The sequence below is a fragment of the Agrobacterium sp. CG160-95 genome, assembly GCF_053521725.1.
In genome coordinates, this window is record NZ_JBNWDU010000010.1 from 1 (window position 1) to 25,263 (window position 25,263).

21 protein-coding genes are annotated in these 25,263 nt (G+C 59.6%); 8 read left to right on the forward strand and 13 right to left on the reverse strand.

From position 1 onward, the window contains the following. Positions 1-36 precede the first annotated feature (36 nt). The gene (locus ACQZ63_RS25175) at positions 37-600 is read left to right on the forward strand and encodes a hypothetical protein (RefSeq protein WP_173998604.1); all 564 of its coding nucleotides are present in this window, start codon (positions 37-39) and stop codon (positions 598-600) included. A 229-nt stretch (positions 601-829) separates the two neighbouring features. On the opposite strand, the gene ACQZ63_RS25180 is transcribed toward ACQZ63_RS25175, so the two are convergent. The 3 genes from ACQZ63_RS25180 to traA form a co-directional block, all read right to left on the reverse strand. Continuing rightward, positions 830-1,108 (reverse strand): helix-turn-helix transcriptional regulator, encoded by a 279-nt coding sequence (locus ACQZ63_RS25180; RefSeq protein ID WP_111817816.1) that lies wholly within the window; start codon positions 1,106-1,108, stop codon positions 830-832. Positions 1,109-1,125: 17 nt separating this feature from the next. Next, entirely contained in the window at positions 1,126-2,448 is a 1,323-nt protein-coding gene (locus tag ACQZ63_RS25185) for a type II toxin-antitoxin system HipA family toxin (RefSeq protein ID WP_173998606.1), read from the reverse strand. Between the two features lie 202 nt (positions 2,449-2,650). Next, positions 2,651-7,279 (reverse strand): Ti-type conjugative transfer relaxase TraA, encoded by a 4,629-nt coding sequence (traA, locus tag ACQZ63_RS25190; RefSeq protein WP_173998608.1) that lies wholly within the window; start codon positions 7,277-7,279, stop codon positions 2,651-2,653. Between the two features lie 222 nt (positions 7,280-7,501). Between traA and ACQZ63_RS25195 the strand changes: the two genes are divergently transcribed. The 6 genes from ACQZ63_RS25195 (at position 7,502) to ACQZ63_RS25220 (ending at position 11,362) form a co-directional block, all read left to right on the forward strand. After that, positions 7,502-7,789: a TraC family protein gene (locus ACQZ63_RS25195; protein ID WP_448799442.1), complete on the forward strand. Its 288-nt coding sequence runs from the start codon at positions 7,502-7,504 to the stop codon at positions 7,787-7,789. Continuing rightward, positions 7,779-8,012, forward strand: coding sequence for a conjugal transfer protein TraD (locus ACQZ63_RS25200; RefSeq protein WP_013637342.1), 234 nt, complete (start codon positions 7,779-7,781; stop codon positions 8,010-8,012). The genes ACQZ63_RS25195 and ACQZ63_RS25200 overlap by 11 nt, the downstream gene beginning before the upstream one ends. Next, positions 8,009-9,928, forward strand: coding sequence for a Ti-type conjugative transfer system protein TraG (traG, locus tag ACQZ63_RS25205; RefSeq protein WP_173998610.1), 1,920 nt, complete (start codon positions 8,009-8,011; stop codon positions 9,926-9,928). The genes ACQZ63_RS25200 and traG overlap by 4 nt, the downstream gene beginning before the upstream one ends. A gap of 520 nt (positions 9,929-10,448) precedes the next feature. Further along, entirely contained in the window at positions 10,449-10,760 is a 312-nt protein-coding gene (locus tag ACQZ63_RS25210) for a WGR domain-containing protein (protein ID WP_173998629.1), read from the forward strand. A 33-nt stretch (positions 10,761-10,793) separates the two neighbouring features. Continuing rightward, positions 10,794-11,072, forward strand: coding sequence for an HU family DNA-binding protein (locus ACQZ63_RS25215; protein WP_003517400.1), 279 nt, complete (start codon positions 10,794-10,796; stop codon positions 11,070-11,072). Positions 11,073-11,212: 140 nt separating this feature from the next. Beyond that, positions 11,213-11,362, forward strand: a complete 150-nt coding sequence (locus ACQZ63_RS25220) for a hypothetical protein (RefSeq protein ID WP_173998612.1) — start codon at positions 11,213-11,215, stop codon at positions 11,360-11,362. Positions 11,363-11,610: 248 nt separating this feature from the next. On the opposite strand, the gene ACQZ63_RS25225 is transcribed toward ACQZ63_RS25220, so the two are convergent. Continuing rightward, complete coding sequence (locus tag ACQZ63_RS25225; RefSeq protein ID WP_173998614.1) at positions 11,611-11,856, reverse strand: hypothetical protein; 246 nt, start codon at positions 11,854-11,856, stop codon at positions 11,611-11,613. A gap of 346 nt (positions 11,857-12,202) precedes the next feature. Beyond that, positions 12,203-14,341, reverse strand: a complete 2,139-nt coding sequence (locus ACQZ63_RS25230; protein ID WP_173998616.1) for a prolyl oligopeptidase family serine peptidase — start codon at positions 14,339-14,341, stop codon at positions 12,203-12,205. Positions 14,342-14,520: 179 nt separating this feature from the next. Between ACQZ63_RS25230 and ACQZ63_RS25235 the strand changes: the two genes are divergently transcribed. Beyond that, positions 14,521-15,147, forward strand: a complete 627-nt coding sequence (locus ACQZ63_RS25235) for a TetR/AcrR family transcriptional regulator (RefSeq protein ID WP_076846252.1) — start codon at positions 14,521-14,523, stop codon at positions 15,145-15,147. Between the two features lie 55 nt (positions 15,148-15,202). Here the strand turns inward: ACQZ63_RS25235 and ACQZ63_RS25240 are convergent, their stop codons facing one another. The 8 genes from ACQZ63_RS25240 to ACQZ63_RS25275 all read right to left on the reverse strand — a co-directional run bounded on the left by ACQZ63_RS25240 (position 15,203) and on the right by ACQZ63_RS25275 (position 24,985). Next, positions 15,203-15,367 carry a hypothetical protein gene (locus ACQZ63_RS25240; RefSeq protein WP_173998618.1) on the reverse strand — a complete coding sequence of 55 codons (165 nt, stop codon included), beginning with the start codon at positions 15,365-15,367 and terminating at the stop codon, positions 15,203-15,205. A 319-nt stretch (positions 15,368-15,686) separates the two neighbouring features. Beyond that, entirely contained in the window at positions 15,687-15,998 is a 312-nt protein-coding gene (locus ACQZ63_RS25245) for a DUF736 domain-containing protein (protein WP_003517402.1), read from the reverse strand. A gap of 590 nt (positions 15,999-16,588) precedes the next feature. Further along, a complete protein-coding gene (locus tag ACQZ63_RS25250) occupies positions 16,589-17,521 on the reverse strand; it encodes an ArdC family protein (RefSeq protein ID WP_019565693.1) in 933 nt (310 codons plus the stop codon). Between the two features lie 431 nt (positions 17,522-17,952). Next, the gene (locus tag ACQZ63_RS25255; RefSeq protein WP_076846236.1) at positions 17,953-18,552 is read right to left on the reverse strand and encodes a hypothetical protein; all 600 of its coding nucleotides are present in this window, start codon (positions 18,550-18,552) and stop codon (positions 17,953-17,955) included. A gap of 505 nt (positions 18,553-19,057) precedes the next feature. Next, complete coding sequence (locus ACQZ63_RS25260) at positions 19,058-19,456, reverse strand: DUF1419 domain-containing protein (RefSeq protein WP_112651663.1); 399 nt, start codon at positions 19,454-19,456, stop codon at positions 19,058-19,060. Between the two features lie 90 nt (positions 19,457-19,546). Further along, on the reverse strand, positions 19,547-22,804 hold the full coding sequence (locus ACQZ63_RS25265; RefSeq protein WP_173998620.1) for an error-prone DNA polymerase: 3,258 nt from the start codon (positions 22,802-22,804) through the stop codon (positions 19,547-19,549). Then, positions 22,801-24,312 carry a Y-family DNA polymerase gene (locus tag ACQZ63_RS25270; protein WP_173998622.1) on the reverse strand — a complete coding sequence of 504 codons (1,512 nt, stop codon included), beginning with the start codon at positions 24,310-24,312 and terminating at the stop codon, positions 22,801-22,803. The genes ACQZ63_RS25265 and ACQZ63_RS25270 overlap by 4 nt, the downstream gene beginning before the upstream one ends. Next, a complete protein-coding gene (locus tag ACQZ63_RS25275; RefSeq protein ID WP_111835370.1) occupies positions 24,233-24,985 on the reverse strand; it encodes an ImuA family protein in 753 nt (250 codons plus the stop codon). Before ACQZ63_RS25275 ends, ACQZ63_RS25270 begins: the two co-directional genes overlap by 80 nt. Positions 24,986-25,263: the final 278 nt, after the last annotated feature.

The following is a 25,263-nucleotide window of genomic DNA, read 5'->3' on the forward strand; positions in this document are numbered from 1 at the left end:
TAGGAGTATCGTCCATGATTTGGTGTCCACCTATTTTTGATGGACACTTCATGCATCAGAGCACTGCGCTTCAGAAGGTGCACAGAAATTCGCGCTTACCTTGATAAAGCCTCAGGATCTACAAACATCTCTCAAAAAACGATATCGGACGTCGAAGCTGATTACTCTCGCAAACGGCTTGATGCCCTTAGAACCGAGTGGCGTTCAGTTCACCCTAAAATAGATGCCTACATCTCGCTCATAAGTCGCCAAACAGGAAAAAATGAAGTCCGGGAACTGGCGGCGCGCGACCGCTTGTTGGAAGTTTGCTTCGAGCTCGCCGAATTGGAAGGCACCGACAAGTATAAAGACGAGTGCTATGAGAAAGCAGCGCAATATTTAAAAAGGGAAAACTACCGCAAACTGTTCGAGCTCTCAGCTTGCATCGTAAGTGTTCTCTACAAGATAGGTGCAATTGAACTGAAACTTAGCAAACAGGAAACGTTTTATGCAAGTTACAGAAACGACGCTGTTGTTGCTCCAGTTCAAATCACTGAGGACGCCTCCTATCGCGTGACACCTATGCTTTGGAGAGCTCTCGGCATAACGCCAAACATTTAGGTATCGAAGTGGCGCCAATTATTGGCAATTTGCAAAAGTGCCGGTCCGCTCACCGAGACTTTCGATGTGCTCAGGCTTCAGCTTGACGTTCGGCTCAAGAGCGACATTCGCGGGACCGCTTGTCATCGAAGAAGCGTCAGCCAGCGGCCTGCAGCAGCCGATTGATTTTGATCCTCGCCGTCGCTTCCTTGCGTAGTACCAACGCCCATCCCCCGAGAAAATTCAGCCATCATTGCGCCTTCGGAATAAACCCCACAGTAAATCCGAACAATCGCCCAATCTTCCCTAAAGTTTCGAGGGTTGGGTTCGCCGTCCCGGCTTCGATCTCAGCAACTTGGCGCCTGGTGAGCGATAGCGTCTTGGCGAATTCGTCCTGCGTCAAACCAAGCCCTCTTCGGATTTCAACAACAGCCTCAGGTAACCTCAAGTCGCCAGTCCGAGCGCGTTGCGCCAGTGTTCGCCGGTTCTCAAGAATTTCCTCTTTCGTTGGCTTTCTCCATCGAGCCATTTAGCTGTCCTCCGGCATCACTGGCACGCCACCAGAACGCTCTCCGCGATTTCAATGCAGCGTCCCATTGCACGCTTTAGAATTTCCGGAGACCCACCCATATCTTTCGCCATAGCCGGTGTTTGCCGGAGGTATTCGGCAAACACGGAAAGCTCAGTTGCGAGCGCATTCTGCTCATCAGGATCAGGGATCAGTTCAGCGCAAATGCGTTTCCAATCGGGAAGGTGATCGCGACCACTGTCCCGCATCATCGCCCAGCGGGTGGAACGAACGATCCCCTCTTTGGCGAGCCGCATTGGCGCGAAATCAAAGAGCGGAGACAGGCGGATCGTGCCGTCCTGGTGCTTACTTAGTGCAGAATTTCGGCCGTGATTATCGGGATTGCCGAGCGCCAAATTGGCGATGTCCCGCTTCAGGTATTCGGCAATGTCCGCGAAGGGATTGGCAGAATATTGGCGCAAAACGTCGATGTAGGCCTCGTGTGAGCCGACATGACCGAAATCAGCAACGCCGATCGCGGATACCAGGCTTTCTTGGCCCAGCCTAACGGTTCCGCCACCTTCTTTTTCCTTCCGGTCGAACCGAGGAATGATCAGGACACTTTCGGCATAGGTCGAAGGTTCGTGCACATTCAGGCCGATCTCTTGAGCGATCCGCGAATAGAGAGCTTCGCCTTCGAGTATAAGGCGGTCCACGGGCTCGTTGCTGCGGACCAGCTTGACAATGACGTGGCGCACGGCCTCATCGTCAGTTACGAAGCTGTCGGGATAATAGAGACCGTCCTTCGCTTGGGTCATCGAGACCTTGGGCCATTCGCCTTGCAGGCCACTTGAGCCAGAGGCGAGCATTCCGAAGCGATCGGCGACTTCCATGAAACGATCCGAGCGCTCAAGGATTTCCGCTTCTGTAACCCCTTGGCGCTCAACACCGCGCAGCCGTTCCGTCTCGGCCTCCGCCGCTTCTTTGATCCGGATATTGCCTATGCCGCCCGTCGCCGATCGCAGAAGCAGCGGTAGATCGGAAGCGCGCGAGCCTTCAGCAAGACTGAGATGCTCGGCAAGCTTTCGCCTTGCATGCCCCTGGGGCATAAGATCCAAGAGGAAGGGCGGCCAGCTGCGGCTATATCGATTTTCGAGATCAACGGGATATCGGACAGATAACGCGCGATGGTCGCGAACCGTTTTTCCACCCGCGAACTCCGCAGATGCAACTGTGACGAAATAGTCGAGATCGTAATCGACGATGGACGCGCCCTGGAAGCCGGCCGCGTCATCCTTAAGTTCTAGCGTCGCGGCGTGGTGCCACTGGCCATAAAAATGGGTTTGGAGCGTTAGGCGCATTAATTGACCCTTTCAATGGTTCAATTAATGCATATTTTCAATTTATTCAACCCATCAAAGTGGGTTGAATAACTTCCCTTGGAACTGCCAGCTACTGAAGCGGTCATTAAAACTCCTGATCCGGCTGACCATCTTCCGGCCACGCAACGCATTGCCGTAAGCGAACAGCATGAGGGACAAGCTCAGCACAGGTGTTAGCCATTCATTGGTTAAAGAGGATAACGCCGCGGGCGCGGTCGAGTACACGCCGGTGGCGCTCTGCTACGATGTTCTGGCTTGCCTGCATGCGGACAACCTGCTGCAGCACCTTCAACTGTTCCCGCATTACCTCGAACGCACGGCGCTGAGGAGGCGGCACGCGATTGATAACATCCAGCTCTCCACGCAGGATAGCATTGCGGCCGAAGCGCTCGTCGAGGGCGCGGCTCACGGTTGCAAACTCCTTACTAATGGCGGGATCGAGCGAGCCGGCAGCGACGTCGAGCCTGCCGTTCTTTTTCTTCATCGCCACTGAGAGTTCTCTCAGTGCATCTTCGGCGGACGGCGACAGTCCCGGGATGGCAATGCTCATGCGCTGGCGCTCCTCAGTGATCGCCTCCCTCTCTGCATCAAATGCGGCCCTAAATGAGGTGGCCAATAACCGCACACGGCTTGCCGCCTCCGGGACGGCACGGAAAGCCTCCTTCCGCTCCTGGCCGACAGCGAGCAATTTATCCATGATACGGCCGGAGCCTCGCAACGCGCCGTAGGCAGCGGGATCATTGCTGATGGCCGCAGCGATCCGCTCACCGGCAAAGCCCTTCAGGATCAGATCTTCAATCTTTCCGACAGCACCTGCCGGATCGCGCCAGATACGCGCTGCCGCGTTCGCAAGGGCGGCGCGATTTTGACTGTAGTGAGGAACAGCTCGCGCCCTCTCCCGCGCCTCGTGGTCGATCGGGGTTTCAAACTCTGTTACAGCTGCAAGCATTGGCAACACCGGCACCGTCTCTTTCCCAGGCACGACGCTGGCGCCGGTAACGATCCTGGAGCGATCTTTCCTTTCGACAAGATGCTGTTCTTCGGCAAAGCGGCGTATGGCGGCAAAATGACGATTGAGCTTTTCGCGCCGGTCGAGGTCAAGGTCGTCCGGCATGCGCTCGATCATGTTGCGCTGGGCAACAGTGTCTGCCTTGTCGGTGAAGGCGGACCAGCCGAAGCGAGCGTTGAGAGCGTCGTTGACCCCCCTCACCTCTTGAACAAAAAGGCGATCCTCCGCCGCGTAGGCGAAGGCCGTCTTGTAGGCATCCTTGCCACCGCGCTCGCGTACGGCTTCGATTTCGGCAAGGCGCGCCATAGCCGGTTTGGAAAGCGCCGGGATCGACAACGACATATGCGCGCGCCGTTGCTCCTCGCGAATGCCGAAGCGATCGACCTGGCGGCGGAACTCTGTGGCATGGGCACGTGCCAGCGGCAGCAATTCGGACAAGGCCGACACCGCCGCATCGCGCTCGGAGCGGGCCGCGCGGCCATCGACAAGAAGATTCGATCCACGCAGACGGCCGAGACGCTGCGGCGAGGCCTCAAGATCGTCGGCAAGCTCGCGAGGCGCAATCCGCGCGTCGGAGGCAAGCGCGTTCAGTCTTGCAAGCGCACCTTCGGGATCGCGATAGATCTTTTGCAAGACTGGGCGAAGAATGGCGTCGCGTTCCTTCCAGTGATCCGAGCGAAGCTGCGCGCGGCGGGCATCCTCGCCGACACTACGGGAAAACAATGTTTTCGGCGGGATGAGATATTGTCGATCCGTCGGAATTTCTGCCGTCCGGGTTTCGGCTCGTTCCTCACTATAGGAAACACGCTTCTCGCTTTCGATCGCGAAGCCGAGCGCCACGCTCGCCCGCTCCCAAAGCTTCGCCACTTGCTCGCGCTTCTGCGCCAGCCACGCCAGCTGCCGCCCCGCCCCGTCCTCCATCCAGGCTGCGACACCGGAGAGCGTATCGATACCGCGACGCTGGGCAAAATCCCGAGCGTGCGCCTGGTAGCCGGCCTCGCTCTCGAAATCGAGGGTCGTCGTCTTGGCGCCGGAGCGGCCAAGACGCTCCACCAGTTGCTTGAACAGTTCCGGCCGATGGCTCTCCTCATCTATGCGCTGCCGGCGAACCTCTCCCGTTTCGATCCGTTTGGCAGTCCAGACGTTTCGATCGACCGTCCGTTCCTCGAACCTCTTCTCTCCGGTTTTCTCGTCGATGACGGGCACCGTCACCGTCACCCGTTCGACACCGTCCTTGCGCAGCGTCACCGTGTCGCCTTCCGACACGTCGGCCTCCTCCAGGGCCTTTGGCAGGCTCACGCCCCAGAGCCGATGCACGGTTCCGTCGTCCGTTTTCACATCGGCATAGGGGCTTTGGTCGGCATCCTCGTCTTGCGGCCTGAACTTCGCATTGCCGGTTCCGACCAGCTCGCCCGTGACGCCTGCGGCGTGATCAACCCGGGATCTTTTCCCCCATTCCGGCTTCGGCTCAAAGTCCTCGCGAGCGGCATAAAGATCGGCCCGATCGCGATGGCGGGTCATCGATACGTATGTCAGGTGCTGATCCATCAGCCCGGTTGCGAGCACGAATGTCCTGTCGACGGTCGCACCTTGGGACTTGTGAATGGTCGCAGCATAGCCGTGATCGACATTGCGATAGCTGTCTTCGCTGATGACGACATCCCGGCCATTATCGAGACGGACCGATAGCAGTGGGCCGCCGTGCGTGTCGCCGGTGGATACGACCGTGCCGAGCATGCCGTTCTTGACATATTGGGGTCCAAGCTTTCGCGCACGCGGCTCGAGGAACCGGGCGTTTTCGAGGAAGATGATCCGGTCGCCGACGGCGAACTCCCGCACGCCTCGCTCCGTGTAAAATTCACGAGAAACGGTCAGGGCGCCTTCATCTTTCATGACGTTGCGCAGCGCTTCATTGAGCCGCCTCACGTCGTCATTGGTATGGGCGAGAACGAGCAGTTCGTCACCACGCAAGCGGGCCGGCTGTTCTTTATCGGCATGTTGCTGGATGAGGTCGCGGCGAGCGCGCGTCCAGTCTGCAACGATGCGCTCAACAGCTTCAGCCCGGCTCTCCGCCTCAACGATACGCCCCCGCTGCGCATAGGCATCCAGCCCCTCCTCGACCTTGCCGCGGGCGAAAAGACGGGAGGCCTCTCGCGCCCACTCTTCACGCTGGCGCCGCACACCGGCAAGTTCGGCAGAACCGATCCGTTCGGAAATCGCCCGAAAGGCTGCGCCGGCCTGGATCGGTTGAAGCTGCATTGCATCGCCGACCAGAACCACCTTGGCTCCGGCCTCCTCGGCGCGCTTGAGCACACGCGCCATCTGCTGCGACGAGACCATGCCAGCTTCATCGATGACAAAGATGTCCCGCCGGTCGAGGAGATCGCGTCCGTTCTCCCAGGCTAGTTCCCATGAGGCGAGCGTGCGCGATCTGATGCCGGAACTATCCTCAAGCCCTTCGGCCGCCTTGCCAGCAAGCGCCGCCCCGAAGACGCGGTAGTTGCCGCTCTCCCAGGCGATGCGCGCCGCGGCAAGCAGCGTCGATTTTCCCGCACCGGCATGCCCGACCACAGCGGCGATGCCAGTGTCGCCGGCGACATGATGGACAGCCTCCACCTGTTCGCGATCAAGCGTGAACGGATTTTCCGGATTGGCGGTTTCTATGGTTCTGACAGCCGCCGCAATTTTCGCGTTGGCGACGCCGAAGCCCTTGCGCCGGGCCAGAACTTCCGCCGACTGCGCCATGTCGTATTCGGTGCGCAGGATATCGCGTGTGGTGAAGACCGCAGGTTCGGCCACCTTGCCGGTCTGCAGGTTCGCCTGTTGCGGCTTCAACAGTACGAGATCATTAGAGGCCATCAGCTTGGAGCGTATGTTGGCGAAATCAGCGGGATCGTCGACATAGCGGTGCAGTGCCTTGGCGATGTCCCGTTCATCGAAGGTGGAGCGCTCGTTGCCGAGTTGTTTCAGGAGTAGGTACGGATCGGCCAGCAGCCGGTCGGCCATCTCCTGCCGGCGCGCGAGATCGGCCGGCGCGAAATACATCGCGACACCCTTGCGGGCGAGCGCTGCCTTTTCCGGCCCGAGATGTTTCTGGGCAATCCCGTCGAGCCCCTGTTCGGCATAGGAACGCCCATCGAGGCGGATCTCATGGCCGGCAAGCCCCAGATGCCGATTGGCCGTATCCGCCCAGGCGATCTTCCATGCCTTCATGGTTTCCTTGTCGCCGGCCCAGAGCCTGTAGACGATCTTGCCCTTCGGTCGGTCCGGCGTGACGACCCGCAACGGCTCGCCGTCGGCGCCAAGCACCGGCACTTTCTTCGGCCCGAAACCCTGTTCCGTCAGAGGTCGAAGCGCGGTCATCAGGTGGATGTGTGGATTGCCTTGCCGGTCATGATAAACCCAGTCGGCGATCATGCCCTTGGACGTCAGATTGTCCCGGACGAACTCGCGCACAAGGGCGATGTTCTCTGATCGCGTCAACTCTTCCGGAAGCGCGATGATCAACTCGCGGGCAAGCTGCGCGTCGGCACGAGTTTCGAATGCGTCCACTGCATTCCAAAGAGCCTCGCTGGCCGCAACGACGCTCTTCCCATCGATGACCGCGCGCAGCCAGGCCGGTACCTGGTCCGGCAGCGCCAACTCCTCGTGTTTCAGTTCGGCCGCGCCGCCAAGGTAACTGAAGGAGGTTCCGGCCTGTTCGTCCATCATCCGCGCCCGATGACGATAGGCGGCGGCCGAAACGATACTGCGTCCCGCTCCCCTGCTGATCACCTGCGCTCTGACGAACATGATCGCCACTAACGTCTCCAGTCCTTCCAGGCACGTCGCGTCAGCGACGTATATTGCGCCCTCAAATCAATCGGCCTGACAAGACCGATGCTGCTTTTCCAGAAGACGGCCCTGCTGGGATTTCCAATATCGACGTTTGTGGGCTTGTGTACGGTAGCGCTTTTGACTACTATTTTCTAGTCAGTTAAATGACGGGATGAAAATTTCCAAAGACGTTGAGAGGACTTGCCTATGGCCACTAAGCCGGCGCTCATGGATATTGATGCTCAAATTGAGAAGCTTCGCGAACGACGAAAAACTTTAATAGTGAAATCAGCTGATCGTTTCGCGCGTGCGGCAACGAAGTCGGGATTGGCAGAGATGGAGATCGCTGACGAGGAGGTGGATCGCATCTTCGACGAGATCGGAGCGCGATTTCGCAACGGCGAGAAGAAGCAGGCCGCTGGCTCACCTGCTTCGCCGCGTGGACAGGCAAATGGAGCGACTGGTTCGGAAACGGAGGCTCCACATGACATCTGACCGAAAGAAGGGAGCGAGAGAAAAGTTCTTGCTCGGTGACATTGTCGTTCGCGCGGGCCTGTCGAACGCCGATCGGGCTTTCCTGCTTGGCGGACTTCTCGAAATGAAGCGGGTCGTGCCGGGGACACCTGAACATCGGCGTATTCGCGATATCGGGGAGCTCGCCTTCAGGGCCGCGGCATCCAGCGGCAGGGTGGAACGCTTTGCGAAGGCGTCGGAATGAAGGGAAAGGCCAAACCTCGTCCAAGCCTCTTGCTTATCATCATTCCCATCGCCGTCACCGGTTTTTCCTTTTACGTCGCCCACTGGCGTTGGCCTGAATTGGCGACCGGCATCACAGGCAAGACGCAATACTGGTTCCTTCGGGCGTCACCATTGCCCGTCCTTTTGTTCGGGCCGCTGGCTGGACTGCTGGCGGTCTGGGCGCTGCCCCTCCATCGGCGGAGGCCCGTGGCGTTGGCAAGCTTTCTCTGCTTTCTCCTGATGGCCGGCTTTTACGGGATGCGCGAGTTCGGGCGGCTTCAGCCGCTCGTAGAGAGCGGTGTGCTGACCTGGGATCAGGCGCTATCATTCGTCGACATGATTGCGGTCGTTGGCGCAGCGATGGGATTCATGGCGGCCGCGGTCGCGGCGCGCATCTCCAGCGTCGTGCCCGAACAGGTGACGCGCGCCAGGCGCGGAACATTCGGAGATGCAGACTGGCTGCCGATGTCGGCGGCGGCACGGCTGTTTCCCAATGATGGCGAAATCGTCATCGGCGAGCGCTACAGGGTCGACAAGGAACTCGTCCATGAGTTGCCGTTCGATCCGAAAGATCCGGCCACCTGGGGACGTGGTGGCAAAGCCCCGCTGCTGACCTACTCCCAGGATTTCGATTCGACCCACATGCTTTTCTTCGCGGGCTCTGGTGGCTTCAAGACCACCAGCAACGTCGTGCCGACGGCGCTCAGATATACAGGCCCGCTAATTTGCCTGGATCCGTCCACCGAGGTGGCCCCGATGGTCGTTGACCACCGAAGAGATAAACTCGACCGAGAGGTCGTTGTGCTCGATCCGGCAAATCCGGTCATGGGATTTAACGTGCTCGACGGCATCGAGCACTCGCTAAAAAAGGAAGAGGACATTGTCGGCATCGCGCACATGTTGCTCTCGGAAAGCGTGCGCTTCGAATCGTCGACTGGCTCTTACTTCCAATCGCAGGCGCACAATCTGCTGACCGGTCTTCTGGCGCATGTGATGCTGTCACCGGAATATGCAGGACGACGAAACCTCCGCAGCCTGCGCCAGATCGTCTCCGAGCCGGAAACCTCCGTGCTCGCCATGCTACGCGACGTACAGGAACACTCCGCGTCCGCCTTCATCCGCGAAACGCTCGGCGTCTTTGTTAACATGACCGAGCAAACATTCTCAGGCGTCTATTCGACGGCATCGAAGGATACGCAATGGCTGTCGCTCGATAATTACGCGGCACTGGTTTGCGGCAACACGTTCAAATCGAGCGAGATCGCTGGCGGAAAGAAAGACGTCTTTATCAATATCCCCGCATCGATCCTGCGGTCCTATCCCGGTATCGGTCGGGTGATCATCGGCTCGCTGATCAACGCGATGATCGAAGCGGATGGCGCGTTCACGAGGCGAGCGTTGTTCATTTTGGACGAAGTCGATCTGCTTGGCTACATGCGCGTGCTTGAAGAGGCGCGCGATCGCGGTCGCAAGTACGGCGTTAGCATGATGCTGATGTACCAGTCCGTCGGGCAACTGGAACGGCACTTCGGAAAAGACGGCGCGGTCTCATGGATCGACGGCTGCGCTTTCGCGAGTTACGCCGCGATCAAGGCACTGGATACCGCCCGCAACGTCTCAGCCCAATGTGGAGAAATGACTGTCGAAGTCAAAGGCAGTTCTCGCAATCTCGGCTGGGGTACGAAAAACAGTGCGTCGCGGAAATCCGAAAGCATCACTTTCCAGCGCCGCCCGCTGATCATGCCGCACGAAATCACACAATCGATGCGCAAGGACGAGCAGATCATTATCGTCCAGGGCCACAGTCCGATCCGCTGCGGACGGGCGATCTATTTCAGGCGGAAGGACATGGATATGCACGCCAGGCCCAACAGGTTTGCCAAGCTGGGACCTTGACGGCTCAGGTGTTTTCTTGCGGACCGTATTCGGCTTCTATTGGCCATTTCGTTGCCTTCATCAGCGCCAGTGCCGCGTCGATCGCCTTCTAGCGCTTCGATCAGGTCGTTGTGTCTCGTTGAAGGATGGGCATGGACACCGAAGAATTGGCGATGTGCTAGCTCAACCCGTCCTAATGCCTCTCCAGTGTAGATGACAGATGCTCCTGTATCGTAGTCGTTGCGGCCGCCGCTTCCTCAAAGGGTGCCATTTGATCCTCCTTTTTCGAAAACATGCGATGCCTGAACATGGACCTACTGACGATTGGAAGCGAAGACAGCTCGCCATCTGATTTACCGGCTGTGCTCACCTCGACGATCGCGCCCGGACGTACCGTTCAGACCGGGAAGCTTGATCCCGTGAGGATGATCGGACACTGCCGAAACCGCAACAGGCTTCCATCACAGAAATGAATCGGAAGCGACCTTTCGATTCATAAGTCTCGTTGGACCAGATCGCGAGCATCGCCGATCATGCGGGGATGGGAACACACCACTACCAGCTTTATTGCCAGAGGATCGACGCCACCAGGAACATGGCCCGATATTACGCGCTTGCGATCCGGCCAACCCTTTTTGGCGAAATAGCCGTCGTGCGAAGCTGGGGACGGATCGGCAAGGCTGGCGGGGAGATGACCGAGGTGTTCGGCAATGAGAATGATGCGATATCGCGCTTTCTCGAACTGGTACTGCAGAAGCGCAAAAGGGGCTATCAACCGGCAAGAAACTGTGGAAACCCCGGCAGGAGCGCCACTCTAAGGACATCGCCGCATGACAACGTAACGATCGCCTGAAAGGGTTTTCCCGTCTTTAACGAGGAAACCGTCATGACCACAACCAATGAAATCGCCGAAAAGATCGCATCCGAACAGAACCTGACCAAAGCCCAGGCGAAATCGATCGTCGAAACCGTCTTCGCGTCGATCACGACGGCAGCCACGTCCGGAGCGGAAACATCTATCCCGGGATTCGGCAAGTTCAAGATCAAGGATACCCCGGAGCGTGAGGCTCGCAATCCGGCAACCGGCGCCACCATCAAGGTTGCCGCTGCGAAGAAGCTTACGTTCCAGCCTGCCAAAGCACTGAAAGATGTGCTGAACAAGTGAGCCGAAGCGCGGTAAGCGGGGTCATCAGGGGGAGCCGCCAAAGGCAGACGGCGCAGCGTCATCGGCGCTGCTTGCCATCACGCTTAAAGCTGATCTCGATCTCGATGGCAATCGGACGGTGGTGGCAGCATTGCGGGTGTATGCCGCCCTCAGAAGGGCGGCACGGCGTCAACGGAACCGTCCTGCTCGGCCATGAGAACGGCCAGTTCGGCCAGAGCCAGTTCCAGCTCCGCGGCAATCTGGCGACGCTCGTCTGGGTGGCAATGGTTCATCTCGAGGCGTTATGCTGACAGTCAAGGATCAAGGCCGCTTCTGGCCCACTTGCCGCCCCGGCAGGCGATCAACATCCTGGGACCGCCGTTCCAGCACCAGGCGTGCGCTGAAACCGGCGGCGTGCGAGGCCCGCTTTCCCCTCTGCATTGAGATTGGGGCGAGAAGGGCCTCCAGGTCTAACGGAACCGGAAGCCCTCTTCTCAGATTGCATGCAATTCGCCGCACTGGCTCTCTAAGAGATCTGCCAGCTCCCGTAATCGGTCGATCACGAGTCCGACGGTTTTAAAAGGTTCGCAGCGAAGCTTCTTGCCCGTTCGGCAAAGTCGAACTCCAGCTCCGATTGTGGATCGAGGCGCATTATGTACGCCTCGACATCCGTGGTGATACGTTTCCTCAGGCCCGGATCGGCTACGCTCGCGTTGTCTACCAAAGCCCGGATCACCGTTGTGAGCGCAAGCCGATGCGCGCCCTCCGCCGTGCCGTGCTTGTCCGGCCGTTCGTCTATCGGCATGTCATGAATTCCTCTTCCTTTCTGCCGCAACTCAGAGGTCAGTACTCCCCGCGTTTCCTTCTGATCTCTCGGAGCATCCTGAGATTTTCACGGGCCTGCTGAGCACTTATCAGGGCTCTTTCCTGGTTCATCAGTTGTTCGCGATCGCGATGGTACTGTTGGCCGTTCATGCATCCGGCATAGTGTCTCGAACTGTAGCATGCGCGCCTGTCTTCATAATGTTGGTCTTGAGCGGATGTGCACCCAGCTAGCGCCAGGGCGATGAGGCCACCCCCACAGACCGTTGTCATGGCTTTAATCATAGGCTTCTGCGATCTCGTCATTTTTACATTCTCCTTTTGATCGGTCATTTTCCCGATGTAATTTTCAGCCCCGTCCAGTGGGCCGCGAATGAAAATATATCGGCGCTCTGTGCGACGACCTTGTCGATCGGCAGGCCGCTGCCATGGCCAGCACGGGTTTCAATGCGCACCAGTCGCGGTTTCGGGCCGAGGTCAGCGGCCTGCAGTGCCGCGATATATTTGAAGGTGTGCGCGGGAACGACGCGGTCGTCCGCGTCCGCCGTCGTGGCCAGGATCGCGGGATACTCCTTGCCATCTCTGATCGTGTGATAAGGCGAGTAGGTCAGGAGGTTGCGGAAAGACTTCTCTTCGGCAGGGTTGCCGTATTCGCCTCTCCAGAGCGCACCGCCTGTGAACTTGTCGTAGCGCAGCATGTCCATGACCCCGACACCTGGAAGCGCGACGTCGAACAGGTCGGGGCGTTGGTTCGTGACCGCACCCACAAGCATGCCACCGGCGGATTCGCCCTGGATGGCCAGACCTTTCGGCGATGTGATGCCCGCCCGCTTCAAGAATTCGGCGGCGGCGATGAAGTCATCAAGCGCGTTCTGCTTTCTTTCGAGCTGACCAGCGCGGTGCCAGGCGCGACCGTATTCGCCGCCCCCGCGAATGTTGGCGATCGCCAACACGCCGCCCTGTTCCACCCATGCGAGTTGCATCGGATTGAAGACGGGGATCTGGCTGATGCCGAAACCGCCATAGCCGTAGAGCAGGGTCGGAGCCGGCGCAGTGACATCCTTGCGGCGGATGATAAACAACGGCACTTCGGTGTGGTCCTTGGAGCGATAGAAGCGTTGCTCGACAAGAATTTTATTCAGGTCGATCGGCACTTTCGGCTCCGCCCACGGGGTTACCGCTTTGGAAGCCGTGTCGTAATGATAAATTGCTATCGGTGCGTCGTAGCTGGTAAAGACGAAGAAGGCTTCCTTGGCATCACCTTCCAGAAATCGGGCGCTTCCGACCCCCGGTAGGCTCACGGTACCTTCAGGCTTCCCATCGAGGGTGAAGCGTCGCAGTTCCGCCTTGACGTCGATCTGATAGTTCACCAGCAGTTTGTCACCCGCAAGAACCGCGCCGTCCAGAACCGCGCCATCGGCAGCCTCGGCTATGATCTCTTTTGGCTCAGGATTTTTATCGGCGAGATCGAGCGAGACGATGCGCGCACGCTCCGCCCCCTGTGTCGTAGCGAGAAACAGAGTGGTCCCATCGTTACCTATGACATACCACGCTGAATCCATGTCACCGACGATCGTCCGGGGCTTCCAGTCCTGAGACGCGAGATCGATGACGGTCAGGGAGCTTTCGTTCGTACCGGGCGTCGAAGAAATGGTGAGGTAGCGTCCGCCCGAAACCCTGTCGGCGCCGTGCAACAGGTCAGGGCGTTCAGGGGTGGCGTAGATGAGACGATCCTCTGTTTGCTCTGTCCCCAGCCTGTGGAAATAGACGGCGTGGTTGGCAACAACCGCAGCGGTCGTTCCATCCACCGGCTTCGGAACACGTGAATAAAAGAAGCCCGAGCCATTAGGTGCCCATGCGATGCGTGTGAATCGCGCCCATTCAACGACGTCGTCGAGTATCTTGCCACTGTCGACGTCGAGCACCCTGATGGTCCGCCAGTCGGTACCGCCCGTCTGCTTGCCGAATGCCAGGAGGCGTCCGTCGTCGGACGCGTTCCATATACTGAGTGCGTCGGCGCCGTCCTCCGACCAGCTATTGGGATCGATGAGCACGCGACTGTCACCAAACACGCCTTCACGAACATAGAGCGACGGCTGGTTTTCATTGCCCTTGATGACATTGAAGAAATAGCGGTCTCCGCGCTTTCGCGGAACGGTATAGCGATCATAATCAAGCAGCTCCTTCATCCGTTTGCGGAAGTGGTCACGTCCAGGGAGGGTGTCGAGATAGGGTCGCGTAACGGCGTTCTGCGCCTCAATCCATGACCGAACCGCGCCGTCTTCAGGGTTGCTGTTCTCCAACCAGCGATACGGGTCCACAATCGTCTGACCAAAATACTGCTCGGTCACGTCGATGCGTTTTGTCTCCGGATAGATGTCTTTAGGCAATTTGCCTTCCAGTTGTTCGGCGGAACTGCCGTCTACACACGTGAGCAGGAGGGCGACGAAAGCGGCTGGTGTTCGCATTGGGGACTCCGGTTAAAAGTGGCGATTATCCTCAGGTGGAAAAAACGGATAATGGCACTAAGTGTCATTATTATGACTTGTTAAATGAAAGGAGTTAGCCGATTTGCGATACTCTCCCCTATGGATGCGGCACTGAATGTCGTTTACATTCCCCGCGAACGAGTCCCTTAGGAGTATTGATGAGCAGGACGATCCCGGAAGATGCGCATATCGAAGTGGCGAGATGTGCCGCGCGCTTGTTCCTGCAAAAAGGCGTAGCGGACACGACTGGCGATGAGATCGCCGATGCGGCAGGCATCTCAAAGCGGACGCTTTGGCGCTACTTCCGCACTAAGGAAAGCTGCGTTGAGCCACTCTTTGCGCTCGCGTCGCAACGTCTCGCGGCCAGGTTTCGTAACTGGCCGAGCGACGTCTCAGTGGAACGGTTCTTTGAGATCACCTACGATATGAGCAAGATCGACGGCCAGGAACTGATAGATACCGGTCTTCTCATCCATCTCATCGCTCGCCTGGACGAGGAACCAGCGCTTCTCGGCCCTTGGCACATGTCGACGCGGAACACCGAAGACACGATGGCTGAGGTGATTGCCAGCCGGCTCGATCTCTCGCCGCAGGATTTCGACGTGATGCTGTGTGCCGCAACGGTCGCAGCGGCGATGCGGGTCGTTGACGAGACCGTCAGCCGTGGCGCGGTGAGATACGGACAGACACCGACCGTCGCAGAGACGAACGACCGACTAGCCCAAGCGATACGACGTGCAAGCACCCTGCCGTTCTGCGATCCCGTTACGCCCAGGCCGAGATGAACGGGCAGCCTGTAATCGAGAGGGTGCTTAGACGAGTAAAACGGCGATGACCGCCCTATTCGGGCGGCTCGGCCTTCAGCTGCGCGTTATACGCGGCCTCTTCCTCCGCAAGCTGCGCTTCCGCCGCTGCAAGCTCGTTGAGGATCCACTGATGCTCGTCCTGGTAGACGGCGTTACGCAACTCGGCGCGCAGTTCTTCGATATGTTGTTCCAGTAGCATCGTCATCTCCTTGACGTTTGAGAAAGATGACGCCGCGGGGCGTGAGGAAATGACGGGGTCAAGGATCGCGTCGGCGACCGCCAGAGGCGGCGAGTGGGGTGCCGGTTTTGTTGAAGCGCAGGGAACCGGAGCGGAAGCAAAATCGGGGGGCCACGCGAAGTCCTTGAGGCCGGCATTTGCTCGCGGCACGATTGGTCACTCTGAGCAGACCCCGCCTCTCCGTATCGCGACCAGTAGAAGAAGCGGGCTAGATGCCCGGTTCCTTCTTGGTTTGAACAAGGGAAAAGCCCCGCCGTTTCCGGCAGGGCTTCGTCTTTGATCAGGCGTCGCGCTTCGGGCGGTTCCAGACCAACGTATAGTCGCCTTCCCTCTCGGTCGGCCAAAGTGCCGCATTGATCGGGGCCGGGAAGCTCGGATCGTCGAGCTTGACCGAGATGTAGGGCTCTCCGTCGCCGGAAACCTGGCTCCAGGCGGCGCCGACTTCGGCCGCTCCGGACATGATCCGGAAGTCGGGAGCGTCGCGGGATGTGCGTTCGATCGGGTTCAGACGGGCCTTCATGGAGACCGTCAGAGTGCGTACGTGGCCGAGGATGGTGTTGCCGTTGGTGGTGAATTCGCCGATGATTGCCATTGTCGTGATCCTTTCGGTTTGATCGGGCCGCGACCATCGCGTCCTCGATGACTGTCGATTTGATCGGGGACGATCGGACCGCATCCTTAAGGGACCGGAATGCAATGGAGGGCGGCGGGAGACGGCTTTCTTGGACCGCGAGGAATGCGAACGCAGGTCGCAGGGGAAGAAAGGGGGCGATGCCGTTGCGGGAGAACGATCGAGGCGCAGCCGATCTTCGATCGGACATGTCAAATCGAGGCCGCGTTGGCCGCGCCCACTTCCTATGCCCGAATGGATGGCAGCAATGGCCACATCGATCGTTTGGGCATTGCCGGGCCAATGCGACAAGTCCGGTGAGCGTCGCCGAACTTTCCTTCTCGATGGCGGCTCCGGTTTTCAATCTGGCACATGTCGCCCATGCTTGCTCGTATCCGCAAGAATGACCTGTTGCTGATGCGCAACGCATAAGGGCCAGTCGCAGCAAAACTGGCTCGCGCCCGCACGGAACAAGATCGCCTTCGCTTTCCTCCCGAACGGTCAATCCGCGCTGCCCGGATTCAGATTTTGGGAGCAGTACCAAAGGACGCTCTAAAAAGAGAGGGGCGCTATTACACTGCCTCCCTCGTCGCGCAGGCATCCGCCCTTGGCTGAAGACCGTGGAGATAATTGACCGCCCGCTGCGCATGCGCGGCCGCCTGGAAAATTGCCCGTTTGTCGTTGGCCAGCACCGAGAGCCATGACTGCAGATAGGACGCGTGATCCGGCCGCGGCTCAAGTTCCGGCGCGATACCGAGGTCAGCGCAGAGGAAGCAACTGCCAAGTTCGGCAATGAGTTCTTCCCGCGCTCGCTCCGTCCGGTCCTTGGCATAGCGCGACAGGTCGCGTCCCACGCGATGTTCTGCCGCCGTCCAGTGGGTCGCCTCATGGCTGAGGACTGCCGCATACCCGGCGGCATCGCGGAAGGCTTCGAACGGTGGCATCTGGATATAGTCCATGGCCGGAGAATAGTATGCCTGGTTGCCGCCGTGCCGAATGACTGCGCCGGTATTGCGGAAGAACTCGTCGGCGTGACCGATGCGCTCGATCGGGCTCAGGAGCGGTTCGGGTACGCCATGATAGTGGTCAGGCAGGCCGTCGATCTGCGCTACGTTGAACACCGTGTACGATTTAAGGAACGGAATATCGCGCTCCACCTCGCCGCCATTACTGTCGGTCTCCGACTTGGTGAAGCGGCTTGCATAGATGACCGTCGTTCCGGTCTCGCCCTTGCGAACAGCTCCATCCAGCTGCAAGGCCTGTTTGAACGTCATCCATGTCGGCGAGACATAGCCCCTCGCTGTGCTCTCCGACCACAACAGCAGCACGTTGAGACCGCTATAGGCTTCGCCGTTGTGGCGCAGCGGCCGGGTGATCCGTCCGGTCGTATTTGCGGCCGACCAGGGCTTCATCCACGGACGGACGCCTTTTTCCAGATCCGCAACGATCATGTCGGTGATCCGCGCATAGAGATCGGCGCGCTCGCCCTGCCCTTTTCTTTTCATATCCTTGAACCTCCGTTTTCGGAGGTCGCGACCATCGCGACCCCGTCACGTCGGTCAAAAGCCGGGGAGATCAGGGATGAGCGCACGCGGAACGCGCCGTAACAACGTGAAGGAGGGCGAAGCCCTTGCGCGAGACCCTCGGCCCGGCAGACCGCAGGCGGGACGGGGTAGCAATGGACAGATTACCGATCTTCATCCGCAGCCAATGCGAGGGTGTCGCCAGCAGGACCACTTTCTGCCGCACGGTAGCCGATGGAATCTTAGCAACGGCGCGGTTGAGGTTGGGACCTTCTGTCGACGCATTGAAGTCGCGTCCCGTCGTTGATCCGAGGCGGTGGCCGGCACAGGCCCTCGTGACTTCGAGCTGACGAGAACAGGACACCTTCGTCGACGTGAACAAAGGCGGGGCCGGAGCCCCGCCGTGATGGATGTTATTCGAAGGCTGACAGCTGGACTGCTGCCGCCTTGCGGTCGAGCGTCTGGCCGGGATTTTCGACCGGCCGGTCGAAGGGTTTCCATGTTTCGCCTACCACCTGCTCATAGGCTGCGACAGCGCCGACGGCCGCCATTCTGAGCGCATGTGCCTGGATGCCCATGTCGGCTGCGAATTCGCGCTTGCGCTGGGCGGCGCTCTCATAGCCGACCGGACCGTCGAGATCCTCGTCGCGGGCATCCGCAGCGCTCTTGGCGGTGGCGTTCCGCGCCTCGGTGACGGCGCGGGAGTAGAACTGGCCGGCGCCATGGGCCGATCCGACATAGGCCCCGACGATGCGCTGCAGATGGATCTGCATCGCCCGGTCGCCAAGGCCATCGGAAAGTGCGGTGGCGGTTTCGACGATCAGGCGCTCGTGCATGCCACGGATGCCATCGCTGTCGACAATGGCGATCCCGAAGCTTTCGGCGATCCGAAGCGCCTGTGTTTCATCGGGGCATGAAAGGCGGACCATTTCGAGGGTGGCGCCTCTGCGCAGCGGCACGACGCGGGCGGATTGGCGGATTGATTGACGGGATTGGGTTGCTGACTTTGCCATGGTGGTCTCCTTTGCTTCGCCGAAGTGTCGGCCCCCTGGCCGTTCTGTCCTTCGGTGCGGTCGAAAGGAACAGGCGCAATCCGGGCGGATCAGGGCCCGGGCAGGCCAGATCGAGCGAAGCAGGCAGGCGGTCAAGCAGGGGTGACAAGCCCTTGCGAAGCCCGCGTGCCTGCTTTGTCGAGAGCGGCATGACCGGCCGCCCCGCGGCGCGAGAGCGGCCTTGAACCGAACGGGCGCCGGTTCAGACGCCACGAAACCGAAGGACGGAACGGCCAGAGGCAAACCTCGGATGCCGAAGCTGAGAGGAAACCACGCTAGACCTGCGCCAGGCCGCGCCGATCCAACGTCCAAGCCGCAGCTTGCCCAGTCATCACAACCGCCGACGTCACTATCGGCTCGTGGTCCCGTTTGGCCTGAGCCACCCGGCAGATGTGCACGGGCACGCAATGATGCGATTGCATCCTCCTGTCGCGCGAGCGTTCACGAAAGTCCATCGACGGAGGAATTATGCCGCATAACCGAGACAATCGTCCGCAGTGCGCGACCAAATATGTTCCAGCTTCTCGTCGTGCGTCATCACAAGGGAGGGCCTGGATTCGCGTTCGATGACAGCGCTTTGCATGCGTTCGGGCGAGCTCTTGTCGGCCAGGTCGCAATAACCGCGGAAGTGCCGGATGCACCCGTCGACCGGCAGAGAGAAGAGGATGCTGGTGACCAAACCGTTCGGGAATTCGCGCATGGCGAATATCCCGGCCTTGATCGAGAGCGGCGGCAGTATCTCAAACGTGTAGTCGTGGGATGCGTCGGCGATCTCGAACCATTCGCCGCTGTAGAGCGCGCTGTCGTCCCACTCCCATACATGCTCAGCCTCGTTCGGTAATGATCGCGCTGATGTGGCACCCATGGCTGCACGCCAACTCTACTGTTTTCCAAAAAAATGCTGCGGGGGCCCTCGAGGGACGCCAAGCGGCGCGGCTCCCGGGATAGCGAAAAATCACTGAAAATTCCGACTTTTTATCTTCAGCGTATCGATATGGAGATCGGGTGTGAACATGTCCCGCGGGACAACAGGCTTTTGTCGATCACGCGAATCCGGCCCGCCGCCGCCGTGGGCAAACTCGTCGCCCCGCCCCGCCGGCAGCCTGAACCCGGTATCCCGATTAGCCAGACCGACAAGGTCCGCTGACAGGTCGAAGAGTTGCTGCGCGACAAGATGCACGACCTCCCCTTCCCGCTGAATCCGCCCATTGATTGCCATCATCGAGGATCCGAGCACCACGCTCCTGCGCTTCTCGAACAGTGACGGCCAGACGACGATGTTGGCAGGGCCTGTTTCGTCCTCGATGGTGATGAACATGACACCCTTGGCCGACCCGGGCTTCTGGCGCACCAGCACCACACCTGCAGTATAAACCCATCGCCCATCCCGAGCATTCATCGCCTCCGCACAAGGGATGATGTTGCGTGCCGACAGGTCCCTGCGCAGGAACGCAACCGGATGCTGCCGTAGCGTCAAGCCCGTATGGCTGTAATCTTCGATGACGTTGTGCCCGTCCGTCATCTGCCGAAGGGCGACCTCCGGCTCCTGCTGCTCAGCAATTGCCGCCATCTCGCGCTCAGTCGCGGCGGCAAACAACGGCAATGGCTCATCACGCAGCGCCTTGATGGCCCAGAGCGCGTCGCGCCTCTCGAGTTTGAGCGATGGCAGAAAGGCATCGGCCTCTGCCAGCTGGACAAGGGCCTCCGTCGGCACGCTGGACCGGCGCCACATGTCATCGACGGATAAGAAAGGACTATTCATTCGTGCCGTCACGATCCGCGCTGCGTCAGCGACAGCCAGTCCCTTTACCTGCCGAAACCCAAGCCGGACAGCATGCCGATCAATGCTGCCGATCTTTTCCAGAGTGCAGTCCCAGCGCGAGCGGTTGACGCACACAGGTCGCACCTCGACGCCATGCTTGATCGCATCGCCGACGATCTGGGCGGGCGCATAAAAGCCCATCGGCTGACTGTTCAAAAGCGCCGCGCAAAAGACATCCGGATAATGGCATTTGATGTAGTTCGATGCATAGGCGATCAGCGCAAAAGATGCCGCGTGACTTTCCGGAAAACCGTAGCTGCCGAAACCTTCGAGCTGGGAAAAGGTCTTTTCGGCGAACTCCGCCGAATAACCGTTCTTGACCATGCCGGAGACGAGTTTTTCCTTGAAGCGGGAGACCCCGCCGGTGAACTTGAAGGTGGCCATCGACTTGCGCAGCTGGTCGGCCTCGCCACCGGTAAAACCGGCGCAGACCATGGCGACGCGCATGGCGCTCTCCTGAAACAGCGGCACGCCCAGCGTCTTGCCGAGCACGGCCTCAAGCTCGGGTGTGGGATACTCTACCGGCTCCTTGCCTTCGCGGCGGCGAAGATAGGGATGCACCATGTCGCCCTGGATAGGACCGGGCCGGACGATCGCCACCTGCACGACGAGATCATAGAAGGTGCGTGGTTTCAGGCGCGGCAACATCGCCATCTGCGCGCGGCTTTCGATCTGGAAGGTCCCGAGCGTATCGGCTTTTCGGATCATTGCGTAGGTGGCTGCGTCTTCCTGCTGGATCGTAGACAGATCGAGATCCTCGCCCTTATCCTCACGGATGAGATGAAACGCCTTTGCCATGCAGGTGAGCATGCCGAGTGCGAGCACATCCACCTTCATGAACTTCAGCGCCTCGACATCGTCCTTGTCCCATTCGATGATCTGGCGGTCCTTCATCGTTGCCGGCTCGATCGGTACGAGATCGTCCAGCCGGTCATGGGTGAGGACAAAGCCGCCAGGATGCTGGCCAAGATGTCGCGGCGCCCCCATCAGCTGCTGCGCCAGTTTCAGGGTGAGCGCTAAGCGCCGGTCGTCGGGGTTGAGATTGAGCTCGCGGATGTTTCGGTCGGGCACTTCCTCCGACCAGGACCACATGCCTGATGACAGCGCCTTGATCACGTCTTCCGGCAGGCCGAGCGCCTTGCCGACATCGCGGATCGCTCCCTTGGCACGATACCGCGTAACGGTGGCGCAGAGGGCTGCCTTGTCATGTCGGTAGGTCTTGTAGATCCATTGGATGACCTCCTCGCGCCGTTCATGCTCGAAGTCGACATCGATATCCGGTGGCTCGTCGCGTTCCTGGCTGACGAAACGCTCGAACAGGAGGTCATTGGTCGAGGGGTCGATCGATGTGATGCCGAGAATATAGCAGACAGCGCTGTTGGCCGCCGATCCCCTGCCCTGACAGAGAATGCCCTGGCTTCTGGCGAAGCGCACGATCGAAAACACGGTGAGGAAATACGGCGCGTATTTCATGGTGCGGATGAGATCGAGCTCGTGCCGAACGGTCTTTAAAACATCCGGTGGCAGGCCTTCCGGATAACGGTCAGGCGCGCATTCCCAGACATAATGCTCCAGCGAGGCCTGCGCATCCTTGCCCGGCACAATGGCTTCCTCCGGGTACTGGTAGGTCAGTTCCTCAAGCGAGAACTTGCAACGACGCACGATCTCCATGCTTCGTGCCAGGGCCTCCGGATAGCGCGGAAATAGGCGAGCCATTTCTTCCGGAGGCTTCAGATATCGGTCGGCATGACGCTCGCGCTCGAAGCCGACATCGTCGATCGTGGTATTGTGCCTGATGCAGGTAACGATGTCTTGCAACTGCCGCCGACCCGGCTCATGAAACAGCACGTCATTGGTGACGACGGTTTTGACCCTGAACCGTGCCGCCATGTTGGAAATCTCATGGAGCCGCATCTGGTCGTTGGGTCGCCGGCGCAGGCACAGCGATACATAGGCTCGATCACCAAAAACGTGCGCCAACTTGCGAAGCTGCACGGCGCATGTGGCGTCCGGCAGATCCGGCACCAGAATGCCGATCATGCCTTCCGAGTAAGCCATGACATCGTCCCAGTGCAAAATGCAGTTGTTCTTGCCGCCGCGCGACTTGCCAAGCGTGATGAGCCGGGTCAGGCGCGAATATGCCGGACGATCCATCGGATAGACCAGCAACGACATACCGTCGGCGAGGTCGAGGCGACAGCCAACGACGAGGCGGAGACCCGTCGCGCGGGATGCTTCAAGGGCGCGGACGATGCCTGCGAGCGAATTGCGATCGACGACGCCGATCGCACTGATCCCAAGGAGTTTTGCAGTATCAAACAACTCCTGCGCCGACGAAGCACCACGCAGAAACGAAAAATGTGTCGTGACCTGGAGCTCGGCATAGCTCATGCGAATATCCCGTGGCAGAACCAGCGGTGTGACCCGGTTTCCGGATCAATACCGTCGCCGGAGCGGAACACCCACAAGCGCTCGCCTGCTTCATCCTCGATGACGAAATAGTCGCGCACGGCGTCCATTTCGGCATCTCGCTGCCACCATTCCCCGAAAATGCGTTCCGGGCCGTCGGCACGTTTGACCTTGCGGCGCTTGCCACGCCAGACGATGGAGACTGGGGGCCGGTCCGGCATCAGCGCGATCGCCTCGATCAACTCAGGTCTCGGCAAGAGACGAACGGGGCGGCGCCAATGGCTGACCCAGGCAACGGCGATCGGTTCGGCGACGGGGCTGATGCGCTGGACAGAGCGTTCCGGCACATCGGAGGCGACCGGTGCGACGCGATAGACCCTCTGCCCCCGGTTTCCATAGAGGTCGATCAGCGGCGTGACATCAGTGACCTCATCCTCGACCAGAGCAGAGGCTTTCTGAGCCTCCTCAAGAGGCTCGGCTATAACGGCGAGCAGGATCAGCTTTTCGATCCCGAAGCCCGGCTCGATCTTTTCCGTCCGGTCCCGAAACAGTTTTGTCAGCCAGGCGACATCTCGGGCGGGCCTGGCGGTTCCGGCGCGGATGGCCTGTCTCGTGCCATCGACCTTCTCGACGATCAGGTCGGCACGGCGAATGCCAAGCCCGCGCTTCTGGAGTTCGTCAACGAGTTGGACGACCAGACGGCCAACATATTTATTGATTGTTTCGACTGCCCCGATCGGTTCGGCAAAGGCCTTGGAGACTTCAACCAGCTCTGCGGTCCGGATCGGTTCGATCGGTTCGGCGACACGACAGAGCATCTGGTCGAGACGGCGGCCGACCTCCGGACCGAAGCGCAATGTCAGCGGGGCCCGCGGGGTGTTGGCAAGCTCGCCGATTGTCTGGAAACCGAGAATGCGCAGATCAGAGACGATCTTTGACGGCAGGCGCAGAAGCGAAATCGGCAGTTTTTCGACGGCACGGGCCGTCTCGCCCGGAGGAACGACAATCGTTTCGCAGTTGATTGCGCGGGCGCAAGCATGGGCAGCACCCCAGCTGTCGGCAACCGCCACGCGCGCCGTCAGTTTTCGGGCAAGAAACTGGTTGGCGATCTTCGTCACCATCGGCAGTTCACCACCCTGCAAATGATCGGCGCCTTCCGTATCCATGACGATACCATCAATCCCGTCGACGGCGACGATCGGCGAATAGATCGTCAGCGCCCAGAGCGTGATGCGCTCGAGCGCGGCTTGATCGGCTTGCGAATCTGCGTCAACCAGCATCAGGCCGCGAAACAGAGACTGCGCCTTTGCCGCCGCCATGCCGGCATGCACGCCCGCCTTTCTGGCAGCCGCATCGGCGGCAGACACCCATCGCTTCGAACCGCTTCTCGCGATCACGGCGATTGGCTGTTCAGGCGGAATAGACGGATCGGCCCGACGAATGCGATCCGTCGGCAGATCCGGAAGATAGATCGAGACGACCCTTGTCATCGCACGCCCTCACGAGAAACTCAGCACACTCACCCGCTTTCACGCGCATCAATTCCAGAAACCATTGAGGCCTGCCCACCCCCGGTACCGGCAAGTCCTCTGACGGCATCACGCTGACACGCCATCGCGTGGTCGAGGCCGTCGGCTGCCCAAAGTCATTGGCCTCCGTCTGTCGCCGCCATCGGCGGACCGCGAGCGCCATGGTCCCGGTTCGCTCGGCTGCAAGCTGCAGACGGCGGGAACTGACCATAGGCAGGCGAACAAGTTCACCGACGACGGCACCAAGTCCGCCGAAGGAAAGGCCCTCCTCCATATTGGCCAGCACATCCTCTTCCTTGTCGGATTCAACAAAGATGACGCGGTCGGGATGCAGGCCCACATGGGCAAGAGCCGGAAAAAAAAGATCCGGCCGCGTCAGACACCAGATGACGGGGCCTTTTGTTCTTGCGGCAATGCCGGCAACACAAAGGGCGGCCGCTGCACCATCGACAGTACCGGAGCCACCGCCTGCAAACTCGTGCAGCGCGCCATAGGCGAGGCCCCCGCCAGGCAAGGCCGCATCGATCTCGGAAACGCCAAAAGAAAGTGTTCCGGCCCGCTTCGCGGATACCCCTTCCATCGACGCGATGCGGTCTCGCAAGTCGCAAATCACCCTCTGACGGGCAGCACTCATCGTTCACGGCTCCCTTCAAGGTCGCGTTCAAAGGATCGACATTATGTCGTACGGGCTATATGTTCATTGTTTGTTCTCGGAATGCAAAAGAGTCAAGCACCACATGGTTGAGGAATATTATCCCAGTATTAGCAAAGTCGAAGATTCGAAAAGGATTCAAGGAGGTAAGGGAAAACAGAAATTTTTGCAGCCCTTGCGTCCGTCGGGTTCAAAACGGTGGATAGCGGGGATAGATGAACGGCGTCACAATCTTCTTAAGGTTTTCGTGCTGAACTCGT